The 15,491-nt window shown below is 53.1% G+C and carries 14 protein-coding genes; 11 read left to right on the top strand and 3 right to left on the bottom strand.

Features of this window, described 5'->3' with window-relative positions:
* Positions 1 to 25: 25 nt before the first annotated feature.
* From AVO44_RS10380 to AVO44_RS21585, 3 genes are all read left to right on the top strand, one after another.
* Positions 26 to 1,372, top strand: a complete 1,347-nt coding sequence (locus AVO44_RS10380; protein WP_068336453.1) for an O-antigen ligase family protein — start codon at positions 26 to 28, stop codon at positions 1,370 to 1,372.
* 132 nt (positions 1,373 to 1,504) lie between these two features.
* Entirely contained in the window at positions 1,505 to 2,419 is a 915-nt protein-coding gene (locus AVO44_RS10375; protein ID WP_205626540.1) for a sugar phosphate nucleotidyltransferase, read from the top strand.
* Entirely contained in the window at positions 2,346 to 3,353 is a 1,008-nt protein-coding gene (locus AVO44_RS21585; RefSeq protein WP_233421977.1) for an NAD-dependent epimerase/dehydratase family protein, read from the top strand. Before AVO44_RS10375 ends, AVO44_RS21585 begins: the two co-directional genes overlap by 74 nt.
* A 20-nt stretch (positions 3,354 to 3,373) precedes the next feature.
* Here the strand turns inward: AVO44_RS21585 and AVO44_RS10365 are convergent, their stop codons facing one another.
* The 3 genes from AVO44_RS10365 to rfbC are packed head-to-tail and all read right to left on the bottom strand — an operon-like array spanning position 3,374 to position 6,205.
* Positions 3,374 to 4,699: a protoporphyrinogen/coproporphyrinogen oxidase gene (locus AVO44_RS10365; RefSeq protein WP_082677466.1), complete on the bottom strand. Its 1,326-nt coding sequence runs from the start codon at positions 4,697 to 4,699 to the stop codon at positions 3,374 to 3,376.
* A 1-nt stretch (position 4,700) separates the two neighbouring features.
* Positions 4,701 to 5,639, bottom strand: a complete 939-nt coding sequence (locus tag AVO44_RS10360; protein ID WP_157769963.1) for an NAD-dependent epimerase/dehydratase family protein — start codon at positions 5,637 to 5,639, stop codon at positions 4,701 to 4,703.
* 35 nt (positions 5,640 to 5,674) lie between these two features.
* Positions 5,675 to 6,205 carry a dTDP-4-dehydrorhamnose 3,5-epimerase gene (gene rfbC / locus AVO44_RS10355; RefSeq protein ID WP_068336444.1) on the bottom strand — a complete coding sequence of 177 codons (531 nt, stop codon included), beginning with the start codon at positions 6,203 to 6,205 and terminating at the stop codon, positions 5,675 to 5,677.
* 342 nt (positions 6,206 to 6,547) lie between these two features.
* Here rfbC and AVO44_RS10350 point away from each other — a divergent pair, with 342 nt between their 5' ends.
* The 8 genes from AVO44_RS10350 to AVO44_RS10315 all read left to right on the top strand — a co-directional run bounded on the left by AVO44_RS10350 (position 6,548) and on the right by AVO44_RS10315 (position 15,234).
* Positions 6,548 to 7,603 carry a glycosyltransferase family protein gene (locus AVO44_RS10350; RefSeq protein WP_169794850.1) on the top strand — a complete coding sequence of 352 codons (1,056 nt, stop codon included), beginning with the start codon at positions 6,548 to 6,550 and terminating at the stop codon, positions 7,601 to 7,603.
* Positions 7,604 to 7,846: 243 nt separating this feature from the next.
* Positions 7,847 to 9,343 (top strand): AMP-binding protein, encoded by a 1,497-nt coding sequence (locus AVO44_RS10345; protein WP_169794849.1) that lies wholly within the window; start codon positions 7,847 to 7,849, stop codon positions 9,341 to 9,343.
* Positions 9,344 to 9,348: 5 nt separating this feature from the next.
* Positions 9,349 to 9,576, top strand: coding sequence for an acyl carrier protein (locus AVO44_RS10340; protein ID WP_068336436.1), 228 nt, complete (start codon positions 9,349 to 9,351; stop codon positions 9,574 to 9,576).
* 27 nt (positions 9,577 to 9,603) lie between these two features.
* Positions 9,604 to 10,755 (top strand): acyl-CoA dehydrogenase family protein, encoded by a 1,152-nt coding sequence (locus AVO44_RS10335; protein ID WP_068336431.1) that lies wholly within the window; start codon positions 9,604 to 9,606, stop codon positions 10,753 to 10,755.
* 860 nt (positions 10,756 to 11,615) lie between these two features.
* Positions 11,616 to 12,779, top strand: coding sequence for a tyrosine-type recombinase/integrase (locus AVO44_RS10330; protein WP_068336428.1), 1,164 nt, complete (start codon positions 11,616 to 11,618; stop codon positions 12,777 to 12,779).
* Positions 12,780 to 12,883: 104 nt separating this feature from the next.
* Positions 12,884 to 13,516: a tyrosine-type recombinase/integrase gene (locus tag AVO44_RS10325; protein WP_068336427.1), complete on the top strand. Its 633-nt coding sequence runs from the start codon at positions 12,884 to 12,886 to the stop codon at positions 13,514 to 13,516.
* A gap of 343 nt (positions 13,517 to 13,859) precedes the next feature.
* Positions 13,860 to 14,576, top strand: a complete 717-nt coding sequence (locus AVO44_RS10320; RefSeq protein WP_068336424.1) for a tetratricopeptide repeat protein — start codon at positions 13,860 to 13,862, stop codon at positions 14,574 to 14,576.
* Between the two features lie 136 nt (positions 14,577 to 14,712).
* Positions 14,713 to 15,234: a hypothetical protein gene (locus tag AVO44_RS10315; RefSeq protein ID WP_169794848.1), complete on the top strand. Its 522-nt coding sequence runs from the start codon at positions 14,713 to 14,715 to the stop codon at positions 15,232 to 15,234.
* Positions 15,235 to 15,491: the final 257 nt, after the last annotated feature.

Here is a 15,491-nt window from a genome sequence, read left to right as displayed (position 1 = left end):
ATCAATTGGTCTGACAGATTTGACAATGACCGCCCTGAGCCAGAATAACGCAAATCGACACGCATCGGACCTGCCGTTCCGTCACGTGATCCTTGCTTTATGTCTGATGCTTGTGGTTTTTTTCGGCACGGATCTGTTCAACATTGTGCTGTGGCAGAACAATCTGGCCAACAAGCTGGAAATCCTGATGTTACTGCCCGCCATGGCAATTACAGCATTGTATTACCGGCATCTTATTCGCGGAGCTTTTGCTTCGCCAGAGCTTGCGATCCTTGTGATCTGGGCGCTGGTCTCGACCACAATAAGCAGCCTTCCGGCCTATTCATTCGAGCGATGCGTGCCATTGGTCGTCACAACCGCTTTTGCCCTTTTTTTAGGCAGCATCATGTCGCTGCGCGGGTTGCTGTTATTCATGGCGTCGTTTTACGCGGTTGTAATGGTACTGACCATGGGTGCTATCGCTGCCCTGCCACAAGCCCGGGGGATACCGCCCTGGGGCGATACGTGGAACGGAATTTTCCTGCACAAGAACGGCTTGGGTGCAGCCTGCGTCATGACTTTGCTGACCTCGTTTTACGCGATCGGTCAGGTGAAAGGAAAACTGAAGCTGGTGTTTCAGGTCACATTTTTCCTCGGACTGCTGTTGCTGGTCGCATCTGAATCCCGCACATCGCAAGTGGTTGCATTGGTCTCGATGAGTGCGCTGGTAGTCAATCGAATCATTCCTCGGTTCGAGGTCATCTGGGCGATCTGCTTTATTCTGTTCTCAGTCCTGCTCATTAGTTTGATTGCCTTTCTACTGTCCTCGCCGCTGGCCGACCCGCTTTTTGCGCTGATCGGTCGAAAACCAACCCTGTCCGAGAGGATCCCCATATGGGAGCTTACCTGGCCTTACGTCATGGACCGGTTCTGGCTTGGCTGGGGCTACGGGGTGTTCTGGCACCCCGATTCCAGCCACCTGGCATGGTTTTCCAACAAGGCCAATCTGGGTTTCACGCCCTTTTATTCTCATAACGGTCTGATCGAAACCTGGCTGAATACCGGCTTTCTGGGCGTTGCACTTTTGGGCACCGCCATTGTTCGCTTTTTCTTTTCCGCGTTTTTTTCCATGCGATTCGTCGAAAACCGGGCCGGGATTGTCTGCGCTCTGGCGCTGATGGTTACCTACTTGCTGGCGAATATTACCGAAAGCACCTTGCTTGGCCGGCTAGAGGCCAACTGGATATTCTTTGTCGCCTACGTCACCAAAATGAACCTTGTGGCAAGGGCGATCAGAGACGATGCCAAGTTCCGGGATTCACCCGTCGCACATGATGGCGGCACCGCCAAATCAATCGGTTCGGAACCCGTCTATCGACCTGTGAACAGCTAATATCAAAAATTTCTGCGTTTTCTGCGCCTGCCGTGGCCACAAAGATTGACAGCAGCCGCCTACGTAGTGTCGAATTTGAATGTTCCTACTTTTAAATGTTTTTGCAGTAATCAGTTCCGTTGGGAGGCACAATTGAAAACAGCCATATTTGCAGGTGGTAAGGGCTCTCGCCTGATTGAAGAGACCCGGGTCCGCCCCAAGCCTTTGGTTGAGATCGCCAACCGGCCGATCCTTTGGCATATCATGCAGCACTATTCGACCTACGGGCACCACGAGTTTGTTCTGGCGCTTGGGTATATGGGTGATCTGATCAAGCGCTACATTTCAGAACTGTGCCAGTATCAGGGAAACCTGCGTATTGATTTCGATCAGCGCGAGCTGTTCGGTGAACCCGACTATGCCAACGGTGGGCCCGAGCCTGAGACACCGCCCTGGACCGTGGATCTTATCGATACCGGCATGGACACCATGACGGGTGGGCGTCTGGCCCGGCTGCAACCTTACCTTGGCAATGAGACCTTCATGCTGACCTATGGCGATGGGGTATCGAACGTCGATCTGGATGCGCTTATTGCCTTTCACAGGTCGCACGGAAAACTCGCCACCATCACCATGGTGCGCCCGCTGACCACTTTCGGCCACCTTCAGGTGCGCGACGATGGGTTGGTCGAAGGTTTCATGGAGAAACCAGAAACCGCGGCTGATTGGATCAATGGCGGCTTTTTCGTACTGGAACCCGGCGTTTTCGATGCCGTCGCCAGCGTGAATGGCGATGAGATCATGTGGGAAGAAGGCCCCCTGCCCAAACTGATGGAGATGGGTGAGTTGATGGCCTATCGCCATCCTGGATTCTGGTATTGCATGGATCACCTGGCGGACAAACGCCGACTTGAGGAGATGTGGAAAAATGGCAACCGTCCGTGGGCAACATGGGAACATTCAAAAGGTTCTGTTAACGGGGCATCTCGGCTACGTGGGGACGGTCACCGCCCCGGTATTGGCCGAGGCGGGAATCCAGGTGACTGGGTGCGATATAAATCTCTTTGACCGCGCGGACTTCGCCCCGGGCGGCACCGTTCCGGACATTCCCAACCTGGGTAAAGACATTCGTGATCTGACGGTCGAAGACCTGAAAGGGTTTGACGCGGTCGTGCACCTGGCGGCACTTTCAAACGACCCCCTCGGCCAATTGCGGCCGGGTCTGACCCAACAGATAAACCACGAAGGCACGATTCACGTGGCAAAACAGGCCAAGGCGGCGGGGGTATCCCGGTTCGTCTTTGCCTCGTCCTGTTCCAACTATGGTCGCGCGGGTGAGGGTTTTGTTGACGAAGAAGGCAAGTTGAACCCGCAGACGGATTACGGCGTTTCAAAGGTTCTGGCCGAACGCGACCTGAAACCGCTGGCCGATGACAACTTCACACCCACTTTCCTGCGCTTTGCCACCGCTTACGGTGCCAGCCCCCGGATGCGGTTTGACATCGTGCTGAACAATCTGATCGCGCACGCCTATACCTCGGGGCGTATCCTCATGATGTCGGATGGTACACCGTGGCGACCGATCATCCATGTCGAGGATATGGCCCGCGCCTTTCTCGCCACGTTGGAAGCCGACCCAAAGGCCATTTCGGGTGAGGCCTTCAATGTCTGCCGGACCGAGAATAACTATCAGATCCGTGACCTGGCCGAGATTGTCGCCAAGACGGTGCCTGGCGCACATATAGACTACGCGGCGGATGCTGGACCAGATAACCGGTCATACCGCGTCAGCTCGGCCAAAATCGAAAAGTCCATCCCGGGGTTCAAGCCGAAATGGGACGCAGTCCGGGGCGCGCAGCAAATTTATGACGCGGTAAAGGCTTGTGACCTCAAGGTCGAGGATTTCGAGGGCCGCAAATACAAACGCCTTGCCCAGCTTGAAGCACTGCTTCAGGAAAACCAGCTGGACAAGGATTTCCGCCGGACCGAGCCTATCGTCTGACCTGGTTCAAAACGGGGCGCTTAAACCAGCGCCCCGATCTTTTCCAGCACGGTGCGGGCGCCGCGCTCACCTGATTTGAAGGCCTCGTCCGTCCACTGATATCCCCATTCTCCAAAGCGGCCAACATAGTGGATACCGGCCTGATCCAGCCAGTCATGGACAATCGGCAACGCCTCTTCCCGGTCAAGGTCAAAGATGATGTTGGCATGGGTGATCAGGCGGGCATCGGTGTGCAGGATTTTCTCATCTTGCTCGATCAGACCAATCTTCACCAAATCGTCGATCACGGGTTGAATCAGGTCATCCGGTGACACATCCAGCGGGCGGTATTTGTGAGAATAATAGCATTCCGCCTGAATTGATCCGCAACCCGGTGGACAGGTTTTTGTCGACATTTTGTGCGGAAAGCTGAGGCGGGTAAAGACGATGTCCTCGTCATAGATATAGGTCCATGTGGCCGGGGTGAAGTCGTCGCGCGCCAGGCCGATATTCACCGTGATACAGGTGGTGCAGGCCAGCTTCGCCGCCGCCTTGCGCACATGATCCGGCGCGCCTTTGACCATCGGGATCAGGTCAGGCAGCGGGATCGAGGAAATCAGGTGGTCATAAGTCTCGGTCACACCGTTTTCGAATTGCACGGTGCGCGCCTCGGGGTCGATGGCGATAACCTTGTGATCCAGATGAAGATCGGTCTTTTCCATGAACGGCTTGAGGTAGGATATAAACCCGCCCTCGGTCGGATACCGAAAATCGGTGATGTAATGAACATCGGGGGTCTCGGCAAAAACCGCGCCGCGGATGACCTCGTCCATCGAAGGCCGGTAAAGCCGGGGCCCCATCCAGACGGTGCTCATCTGGTCAGCATCGACGGTATGGTATTTCTTTCCATAGACGGCCGGAAAATGGGTGGCGAAGGTTTTGCCGAAGACCGAGATCAGCCACTCAAGATAATTTGCAGGCTTTTCAACCACATCCTGTTTCGAGGCTTCGATAAAGTCCAAAATGCACTGTGTTTTCAACTCGTCCGGCAGGTTGTGCAGATTGGCCTGCGCCGGGTGCTTGACCCATGCGCCATGATAATAGTTGTTCACATAGGCTTGGAGTTTTTCGTATTGGCCACCGACATTCTCGGCGAACAGGTCTTGAATGCGCGGATCCTTCGAAAAGGAAATATGCGGCCCGTCATCGAAGATGAAACCACTGTCATGGGTAAAGGTTGCTGTATGACCGCCGGGAAAGGCGTTCTTGTCATACATTCTGCTGGACACGCCGGCACCGTGCAGGTGGTGGGCCGCGCCCAATCCGGACATGCCGGAGCCCAGGATAACAATATTTTTGTCACTCATATCAACGTTCTCTCACAATTTCGCGGCGCCACCACGCGATGGTATCCGCAATTCCAGTTTTCAATGTAAATCTAGGAGTCCATTTCAGCTGGTCGTGAAGCCGGGTGATGTCGGCTTCGACCAACGGCGGATCGCCCGGGCGCGCCTCGCGGGCACCCAGACGTATCAGATCATCGGCCTTGGTCTGACGCCCGATCTCATGGATCAGATCGGCCAGTGGGATTGCCGTTCCGCTGCCGATATTGACCGGCCCCTGCAGATCGCTCAGCAGCAAGGCGACCATAGCGGTGGCAACGTCATCAACATGCAGAAAATCGCGTTTCTGCTGCCCATGTGTACATAGCGCTTCTTGCCCCTGCAGCAGCGAGCGGATGACATCCGCCGCAAGCCGCCGCGGGTTCTCGCCCGGGCCGTACAGGAAAAACGGCCGCGCCCATGACCCGGACAGGTCCAGCGCCTTGCACATAGGGCCAAAGGCCGTGAACAAAGCCGCCTTGGCCGCACCATATTCCGTGGCCGGAGAAATTGGAGTGCTGTCTTCGCGCAGCTTGTCAGTGCCGGACCAATCATACTCCATACACGACCCGCAAAACGTTACACGTTTGCCGCCTGCGCTCGAGAAAGCGAACAGAAGGTCGATTGAATGCTGAATCCAGCGAAAATTCTCAGGCGACTGCTGGTTTCCTGGCCCCATGTACCAGGCCAAGGCGAGCAAGTGGCTGGGCCGGTGCAGATGGATGATGGCACTGACATCCGAGGTGTTGGTCACGTCAAGCTTGACCCAATGCACATCGCCGTAAATTTTGGGGCAAGGGTCGCTTCGGTATGTCGCGATCACGCGGTGCCCTTGGCGAGCAAGCGCTTGGACAGCAGCGCGACCGATGAACCCACCGGCCCCCGTGACCATTACCGTTGTTTTATGTTCCGTCGAACGTGTCATGAAAAGGTTGTCTGTCCTTGGATTCGCGGTGGGGCTTAGCGCTGGATCAGCGGCCACCCCGCGTCTTTTTCAGAAACAATCGTTACAGTTTGCGGCCATTGTATACCAAGAGCCGGATCATCGTAGCGCAACCCCTGCTCAACGCCGGGGGTGTAGAACTCGCTGGCCGAGTAGTAAGCCTGCGCGCCATCCGTCAGCGCAAGATAGCCGTGGGCGAACATTTCGGGCACGTAGAGCGCGCGCCGGTTTTCCACCGACAACTCTATCCCGAAATGCTGAAGGTAGGTGTCGCTGTCCGGGCGCATGTCTACAATCACGTCGTAGATTGCGCCGTTGATACACCGCATGAACTTGGCCTCGGTCGCCGGGGCCTGCTGGTAATGCAGACCACGCATCGTGCCTTTTTTCTCATTAAATGAAAGGTTTATTTGCGCGATTGCTGGTTTCAAACCATGCTTTTCAAACTCATTTGCGCAAAAGGCCCGGGCAAAGAACCCACGATCGTCCGAGATTTCCTGCAAGTCTACCAGATAAGCGCCACGCAAATGCGTTTCTGTGAAAATCATTAAAAACCGCCTCTACTAGACCGCAACCAACTACACACACTGCGCCTTGTTCAAAAAAATTCCTGCCAAGCAACGCTGGCCAAAATCAGCCACGCGTTGTCAGGCATTTGAAGGCACGCCAAAAGCTAACCAGACAATGGGTTCAGTTTCCATGATTCTTGGTTTTTTCTGCACAAAACTGTGCCTTCGAACCGCCCGGCCACCCGCGCGGCGGAAAAATTGTTTAAAATTTGACACTCTGTGTGTGTAATGCGGGCTGGTTTATTGCTGACAAAGGATAAGCACTTGGCGTCTTCAGACCGAAAAGTCCTGATTTTCTCGCAACGCAATCTCAATGACAATGTGTCCCGTTGTTCAGGGTTCGAGTTTGAGGACGTCATTTCCGATATCGAAGATACGCAGCTTGTGGCACCCCACCTCAGGACCAGTGGCAAAATTCCATTGAACCCCAAACGGTGGCTGTCCCGGCGCAGCGCTCTGTTTCAGTACTGGCCATCCGGGGTGGAAAAAACCCCACTGACGCGGAACTATGACCTATTCTTCTGCAATGCCCAAAAACCTTTGGAGTTGCTGGCGTTGGATGCAATCCCAAATTGGCGTGACCGATGCGGTCTTGCGGTCTGTGTTCTGGAAGAGGTCTGGAGCAGCGGTATCGAACAATATCTGCCGCTGATAAAGTCACTGTCGAAATTCGACCTGATTGCCAGCGCGTTTGCCGAATCTTGCGATGCGTTGCACCGCATTACCGGGAAACCCGTTATTCACCTACCCGGAGCCGCCGACATGGTTCGGTTTGCGCCTTATGCTCTGACCGCGGACCGCCCGATTGACATCTATTGCATGGGACGCCGCCGTCCCGAACTGCATGACAGGCTTTTGACCACATTGGCAGAGCGGCGCGGTTTCTACCTATATGACTCGGCGACCAAACCGCCGACTACGGCGCAGCACAAAGTGCACCGGGACTTACTGGCAAATCTGATCCAACACTCGAAACTATTCATGGTCGACATCGCCAAGATCGGTCACGACGATCAGAAAAAGGGCAATATTGCCTGGGGGCCCCGACATGTCGAAGGTCTCGCAGGTGGTGCCATTCAAGTTGGGTATGCGCCAGAAACAGAGGATTATCTGCGCTATTTCGACTGGCCTGAATCCGTAATCCGTCTGCCAGAAGACCCTGACAAAGCCCTGGACGCAATTATTTCGATCCTTGACGACACGGCTGAACAAGACCGTATGCGCCAGATCAACTTGAAACACGCCCTTCAAAAACACGATTGGTTACACAGGTGGTCGGATATCCTGAAGCATCTAAACCTGCCGGAAACCCCAAAGATGATGCAGCGGCAAGAGACCCTGTCGCGCATGTCGTCCACCTACATAGATGTTACTTAGGGACGCAGCTTTGCAGGGCACAATGCAACCGGTGCTTCCGTTCCTCTCAGCGCTGGCGCCGCGTGTCGCTCGGGCTTGGCTCTGAAGTTGAATAGGCTGCAAAAGATCAAACAAATTTAATCACAAGTGATCCAACTCCACTTTGCAAACGAAAAAAGTCTAAGATCGAAACAGACAGCGACTGGGTTTGTGGCGCGACCAGTCACGTGCTGCATGACCCGACTAAATCGCCGGTGTGACCTATTGAACGATACTATTGAAATAAGCGACATTGATAAATCGCTCTGGCGTGCGTCCGAAAAATGGCCCGACCGCGTTGCATTCAGCTGCAACGGAGCTTCCCTTTCCTACCTTGAACTGCGCAGGAAAGCCGAGGCTATGGCCGTAACCTTGCGTTCAGCAGGGGTCAAACCCGGTGATCGTGTCGCATTGGCGTTGTTCAAAGGTCTGGAAATGCCAGTCGCCATCCACGCGGCTTGGATGGTTGGTGCCGCTTTCGTGCCGCTCGACCCAACGGCACCTGTCGCGCGCTTGGTCCAGATCATTTCAGACTGCGCTATTTCGGTTGTGATTGGCGCCCCGCGAAGTGAGGCGTTGATAAAAAAGATTGTCGCCGAAAAGTCCGTTCATATTGTCGGCGTAGAAATCCCCGATTGCGACTGTTCGATGCCAGATGAACAGGCGAACGGTTTTGAGTGTCATGAAAACAGACGGGATGATTTGGCCTATATCATCTTTACATCTGGCTCCACCGGCACCCCAAAAGGCATTTGTCACACATTTTCCTCGGGCAGCGCGTTTTCCCACGCTTGGATAAGGCACTATGGGTTAAGTCCTGACGACGTGTTCTTTAACACCGTACCGCTGCATTTTGATTTCTCTCTGGCCGATTTCTTTACCCCTGCAATGGTGGGCGCAACGACCGAACTTGTCCCAGAGCCAGCGCTGCTGTTCCCCGCAAGCCTTTCGAAACTGTTGGAAGACAGTGGCGGGACGATTTGGAGCTCGGTCCCCTACACTTTCATGCAGCTTTGCCAGCGCGGCGCGCTTGATAAGCGGGATGTGTCCCGCCTGCGGTGGCTGATTTATGGTGGCGAACCGATGCCGCCATCAGCGCTGCCGCTGTTGCGCGCTTCTTTTTCTGCAAAAATATCAAATTCATATGGACCGGCTGAGGTCAATCAGGTTTCGGAATACACCGTTCCTGACACCCACCCCGCCAACGAACCGATACCCATCGGCCGAACCATGGATCACGCAACGTTTGTGCGCACAAGCGACGGTGAATTGTTAGTGTCATCCAGTTCCATGATGACCGGGTACTGGAACAATCCCGAACAGAATACCCGATCTTTTACGACACTGGACGGTAAGCGTTTCTATCGGACAGGGGACAGAGTCGAACAGGATCCATCCGGGCTGTGGGTTTTCTTGGGACGCGAAGATCGCCAGGCCAAAGTGCGCGGCTATCGTATTGAACTTGATGAGATTGAGTTGGCAATGAACTCTCACGCAGCTGTTGCAGAGGCGGCGGCTGTTGTCTCGTCAGACGGTGCCAAAATTCTGGGGTTTGTCACTTTGTTGGAAAACCAGGAGTTAAGCGCGGCGGATCTGAAGTCATTTCTACACTCCAAACTTCCTGGCTACATGGTTCCTGACGAAATAGAATTCAAAGAAGCATTCACCAAAACAAGCACCGGCAAGATCAATCGAAGACACCTATTGGAGGCTGACAATTGAGCAGCATGAGTGAGCAGGGTATCGCAAATTTTATCTCGGGCACCATTCTGGACGGTCGGCAGGTTGCACCGTCTGATGAGCTGCTGATGTCAGGGCTTTTGGACTCGCTGGCCGTCATGACACTTGTTGCGCATTTGGAAACGGAGATGCAGGTCGAAATACCGGCAGACAAAATCACGTTCGAAAACTTCAGCAGTGTGCAAAATGTTATGAGTTTGTTGAAGACTCTCTGATCCCGCTCAAACGACAGGTGTGTTCCGATGCGACCGATTGGTGAAAAGTGCGAAACCTTCCGCAGCCTGGGCAAAAAGGTTCTGAGCGCTGATGTAGAAGAGCGCGACAAACGCGGTGCAAAAGACGCGGCTGATTGGCGAACCCTTTGGCGCGCGGCTGCCGACGCCGGGGTTCTGGCGTTAACCGTGCCGGAACAGTTCGGAGGCGAGGGCCGGTCGTTTCTTGAAGCTGTTCAGGCGCTGCACGCGCTGGGCGAAGGGTGTCGGGACAATGGCATGTTGCTTGGCCTAAACGGCCAGCTTTGGGCAATGCAGAAGTCAATTCTGGAGTTTGGCAGCGAGGAACAGAAATCGACCTTTTTGCCGATCCTGATCAATGGTGATGCAATCTGTGCGCATGCCGTGACCGAGACGAATAGCGGCTCAGACGTGACGGGAATTCGCGCGACGGCTCAGAAAACGCAAAACGGGTATGTTCTGAACGGTGAGAAGATTTGGATCGGGATGGCACCTGCCGCCGACGTTGCCCAAGTTTTTGCATTAACCAACCCTGATCTCGGGGCTTGGGGAATGTCAGCGTTCTTAGTTGATCTGAACCTGCCCGGCATTTCGAAAAGCGCGCCTTATGAAAAGGCTGGCCATCGAACCGTTCCCACCGGGAAACTGACATTTGAAAACGTCGAAATTCCCCAAACCTCCCTTTTAGGGTCGGAAGGGTCCGGGCATGCCATATTCAACCTTTCGATTGCGTGGGAACGAAGTTTCATTTTCTCAAGCCATGTCGGGGCGATGAAACGGCAGTTGGACGAGACGGTGTTGTTTGCCCGAGATCGCGCGCCGAATGGTAGGCCAATCATCAACAATCAAACCGTCTCGAATCGTCTGGCCGATATGCAGGTCCGCTATGAGATCGCCCGCCTCTTGATCGAAAACGCCGCGCGAGAATTGGATGCCGGTATCCAAAATCGCATGACCCCGTCGGTGGCAAAGCTACAGGTTGCGGAATCTTTGCTAGAAAATGCACTGGACGCGCAGCGGATCAACGGTGCAAGCGGCTATTTGACCGGAGAATGCGAACGGATGGTTCGCGATATGGCAGGCACGATTACGCTGGGCGGAACGTCAGACATTCAACGCCTTCTTATCGCAGCCTATCAGAAAGGATCGGTAAAGGCCTGATAGCAGCGTCAGGTGATGCTGAACGGCTACAGGTCAAGTTTCAATTTGGTCCAAAACGGCCACCAGTCATCCGAAAGCACCGTATCTCGGCGAATATGCGCTGTCCACGAAGCGAGTTTCCGCAACGTAAACTGACCCTACCTTTTCGATATTCCCGATCTGATCTATCTGCACGGTAACGGGCATTTTGGTGGGGGCCATAATGAAACTAAGCGTGTGGGAAATAATTTGCATAACCTTGGCAAGCGCAGCGGCATTGGCCGGATTTGCGGGTGCCGCCAATGTGTTGATCTCTGTGCTGTAAGCTGCTCGAGGTGGAAAACTTTTGAGCTGTGCAAGAAATCCGGGTCACTAAGCCGCTAATTGTCGTGACGAACTACCCCTTGGGATATCGTCGCGAGCCCGGATTTGTCTGACCAAATGGCAATATAAAAACCGATGGCTTTGCAGGACGAAATCAATCTATTCAAAATCAATTAAACCTCATCCCAAACCTTCTGTAGCAGCCGGTACCTAAGCGCGACGAAAAGTGCATCAACTGCGCCTCTTTGGCACTTGGAAGTTCTCATTAAAGAACGGCCGTATGCCCTTGGAAAGCGAATCTCTGCGAAAGGCAGTAACCGACGACGCATGCAGGTTTTACTACTGTTATAGAAGTGGTGAGCCGTGCAGGATTCGAACCTGCGACCCACTGATTAAAAGTCTTATAAGCCCCTTTTCGACAGCATTGTAGCCAATTCGATTGGACAGTATATTCTCTTCAATAACAAAAGCTTTAGCGTGCAGAGGTTTCTATAAGACCCTTCCCAAATCTCCACACTTTGCTTACCTTGTGCTTACCCAAGCCGTCTGAGACCAATATGCCCAACGTCAGATTAACAAAATCAAGTGTCGATCGCCTTTCAGCAACAAACCGGGACACGATATATTGGGACGACGGTCTGCCGGGTTTTGGACTTCGCGTGAAAACGACCGGCGTCAAAAGCTTCTTAGTTCAATATCGCAACAAACAAACCGGTCGGTCGAAACGCAAGACACTTGGGCGATATGGGCCGACCTTGACTTTGGGCGCCGCCCGCGAAATAGCACGCGCGCTTCTTGCTGACGTGGTACGTGGCGCAGACCCTGTCGCCGATGCTCAAAGCCTAAGGCATTCACCAACGGTGAACTCACTTGCCACGCAATACATGACCGAACATGCGGAACCGAAGAAACGTCCCGGTAGCGTTCGGAATGATCGGTCAATGCTGGACAGATACATTCTCCCCAAGCTTGGGGATCTTAAAGTCATTGAAGTGACGCATCAGCATGTTCAGAAGCTTCACAATCAAATGCGTGATACGCCCTATCAAGCCAATCGCACTCTGGCGCTCATGTCGAAAATGTTTGAACTGTCTGTGCGCTGGGGTCAGCGTTCTGACAATCCGGCACGTGGCATAGAAAAGTTCCCCGAGGAAAAGCGGGACCGCTGGTTGTCAGACGGTGAGCTGCAAAGACTTTTGGTGGCTCTGTCAGAGCATCCAAATCAGGTTGCAGCGAACGCTATTCGCCTGCAGCTCCTGACAGGCGCACGGATCGGCGAAGTGCTGAAGGCAAAATGGGAAGACTTCGATTTGGATCGCGCGGTCTGGACAAAGCCGTCGCACCACACAAAGCAAAAGCGACGTGAGCACCTGCCGATTTCGTCAGCAACCTGTGATTTACTTGCGGCAATGAAAGCAGGGGCATCTCCTGAAAGTCGTTGGTTGTTTCCGGGACGCTCTCCGGACCAACCGTACAAAGATCTGAAGAAATTTTGGAGCTCGGTCACCACATCAGCAGGTCTTCAAGACTACCGTATCCACGACAATCGGCATACGCATGCGTCGCATCTCGTTTCCAGCGGTCTGAGTCTGCCTATAGTCGGTCGATTGCTTGGACACACGAACCAGTCTACCACGCAACGCTACGCGCACCTCGCAGATGACCCGTTGCGGCAGGCAGCGGATGTGATGGGTAAGAAGATCAGCGGTGGCAGTTCCTGAAACCTGAGAATTTCCTGTGCTGAAGACACGCGAGCGGCAATTAGACTGCAGCTGTCGGCACAGTGTCGATGTTTGGGACGGAAGGGAATGGACGGAGATATAAGATGTCCAAATCTCTACTTCCCGTTGTCACAACGCGTCGTCCGCCTTGGAACAAAGGCAGACTAGTCGGACAGAAGCGGCCATTGCAGTCAAAGCAAGTCTGGGCCATTCGCGCTCGGCTCGAACTTGCAAACAAGCTGAGAGACCTGGCACTGTTCAATCTTGCCATCGATAGCAAGTTGCGCGGGTGCGATCTCGTCCGCCTGAGGGTTAACGATCTCGCCGTCGGCAATTCTGTTCGCGATCGGGTATCCGTTGTTCAACGTAAAACTGCAAAGCCAGTGCAATTTGAAGTGACGGAGAATACACGTGAAGTCGTGTCGCAATGGGTCTCTTCTCAACACATGCATGGACAACGGTATCTGTTTCCAAGTCGTATGCATGCTTTGCCGCATCTTTCGACCCGGCAATACGCTAGGCTTGTCCGGGAATGGGTGTCAGCGATTGGTCTCGATCCGTCCAGCTACGGAACGCATTCGCTTAGGCGCACCAAAGCGGCCTTGATATACAGAAAGACCGGAAACCTACGTGCCGTTCAACTTCTGCTCGGTCACAGCAAAGTGGACAGTACGGTGCGTTACCTTGGCGTCGAGCTTGAAGACGCGCTTAGTATTGCCGAACGTATCGATCTTTAACGATTTAGGCGGGCGGGATCGTCCGCTCGCCGCTCCTAAGCAGACTTTCGGAATCTCCCGTTAATCTTCCGCTTCGAGCCCAAAGCGGAATTTCTCCAAATCAGAAAATGCCACCGTTCGCTCCAAAGCGGCAGGTTCTGACCAACGGGAAAACTGCCAGACGGACAAATCAGCGTTCAAGGCACGGTCGTTCTATGCGGCAGAGCCGATAGTACAGCTGAAACGGATTGACGGCGGAAATTGCGCTACAATCGAAAACTGATAACTCAAGGTCTTGTTTGACTCGTTTTTGAAAAGGGTCGGGACTTCCTTGTATGCGAACCAAGAACACCGCCCACAATGATTGAGCCAGATCAAGGCGATCCCAATCCTAACACCACTATCTTGTAACTACATTCAAGACGGAAAAGCTCTGGGGGACAAATTGCAGACAATACCTGTCTTGGATATGGGGGGCGCAACCTTGATACAGCTTCTATCCAGAGTTTTGGTTCTTCTACTCACATTTTTTGGCGCTTCAGCGCACGCAGGAGAATACGAGAATGCAGTAGCTGCCTACAAGCGAGGGGACGTAGCAAGTGCGTTGTCGCAGTTTGCAAAGTTGTCCGAACGCGGAGATCCTCGCGCACAACTTCATCTCGGAATAGCGTATCTAACCGGCAAACATTTCAAACAGGATTGCGCCAAAGCAATAGATCTACTCAACAAATCGGCCAAGCAAGGAAATGCAATGGCTCAACATAATATTGGTGTCGCCTACGACTCTGGTACTTGCTTGCGAGTTGACGACAAGAAAGCTGCCAACTGGTATCGTTTGGCAGCTAAACAAGGTCACGCCTCGTCTCAAAACAATCTCGCAATTGCTTACGAGAAAGGTCGCGGCGTGAAGAAAAGCAAGGTCTTGGCTTACGCTTGGTGGACGCTGGCAATCAAGAATGGACACAAAAACGCTACCTTGTATCAATTTAAGTTGTCTTCCAAAATGACGTCTGCCGAGCTCAAAGAGGCAAGTCGCCTAGCAGAAAACTGTTTCCGATCCAACTATCGAAACTGTGATTGAAACAAGCGCTTGATCCACGCATCTCAACACTAAGGCATTCAGCGAAGAACAGAGCAAGTAAAGCGAAACAAATTTAGCAAAGGCAGAACCGCAAGTTCGATATCGCAATGAATTCAGCCAATTCGGAGAAGGAATGATGCTCCGCAGTTTTGTCCTGCTAATGTGTTCATGCTCAATGATTTTATGGACTTTGGAACTTTTTGCCGCCGAAACGTATAAGCAAGTAAGGGGGAAAAATGATGACTGGCATATCATTGTGCCTTCCGATTGGACCGTAGAGAATTCCAAATCATCTCCTGTTTTGTTCACTTCCCCTGATGGTCTATCCGTTTGTGGTGTTCATTGGGCGTTGTTGAAAGAGAAAAAGCGGCGCTATAGCCACGCTGAACTGAAGAAATGGGCAAATGAACTTGTGGCCTCGCAAAGTTGGCTGAAAGCAAAAGTGGTTCGAAAAACGAGTTTGATTTTACCATCGGGAGAGAACGGCGTGAGATATGAGGTTTCGATCCCTTTGGCGCCCGGAGGTAGATCATTGCGTTTGTACACAGCTTCAAATGGCAAACTCTTCACTGTCGATTGCGAGACTTTTGCCTCTCTATGGGAGAACAGAAAGGCTACATATTTCGCAGTTATTGGTGGCTTCGATTTCTCCCACTAAGGCAGCGTTGAAGATTTCAAATTGGTTAAATCCAATCAATTTTAGATCAAAGCCAAGTCCTTTGTCGCAAAGTCCGTTTAGCTTCGTCCACCAATGACGGCTGAGTCCGCATTGCGGTCGTTCGCTGCAACTTGCTTGAACGTCTACTTTGCGGACATGGACGAAACCGCTCTCGCGGTATTGGCGCTGGTGGCGTTCGCTGGGCACTGATTGGGGCACAGAGATTTTGTAGATGGGCGCGTCTGCCTGACGATTGG

It is taken from the genome of Ruegeria profundi, assembly GCF_001507545.1.
Lineage (GTDB): Bacteria > Pseudomonadota > Alphaproteobacteria > Rhodobacterales > Rhodobacteraceae > Ruegeria > Ruegeria profundi.
This window is presented reverse-complemented; position numbering and strand designations above follow the sequence as displayed.

Coding starts and splice junctions, on each gene's coding strand:
- AVO44_RS10380 (WP_068336453.1), top strand. CDS start 26: ATGACCGCCCTGAGCCAGAATAACGCAAATCGACACGCATCGGACCTG.
- AVO44_RS10365 (WP_082677466.1), bottom strand. CDS start 4,699: ATGAGTGACAAAAATATTGTTATCCTGGGCTCCGGCATGTCCGGATTG.
- AVO44_RS10360 (WP_157769963.1), bottom strand. CDS start 5,639: ATGACACGTTCGACGGAACATAAAACAACGGTAATGGTCACGGGGGCC.
- rfbC (WP_068336444.1), bottom strand. CDS start 6,205: ATGATTTTCACAGAAACGCATTTGCGTGGCGCTTATCTGGTAGACTTG.
- AVO44_RS10340 (WP_068336436.1), top strand. CDS start 9,349: ATGAGTGAGCAGGGTATCGCAAATTTTATCTCGGGCACCATTCTGGAC.
- AVO44_RS10335 (WP_068336431.1), top strand. CDS start 9,604: ATGCGACCGATTGGTGAAAAGTGCGAAACCTTCCGCAGCCTGGGCAAA.
- AVO44_RS10330 (WP_068336428.1), top strand. CDS start 11,616: ATGCCCAACGTCAGATTAACAAAATCAAGTGTCGATCGCCTTTCAGCA.
- AVO44_RS10325 (WP_068336427.1), top strand. CDS start 12,884: ATGTCCAAATCTCTACTTCCCGTTGTCACAACGCGTCGTCCGCCTTGG.
- AVO44_RS10315 (WP_169794848.1), top strand. CDS start 14,713: ATGCTCCGCAGTTTTGTCCTGCTAATGTGTTCATGCTCAATGATTTTA.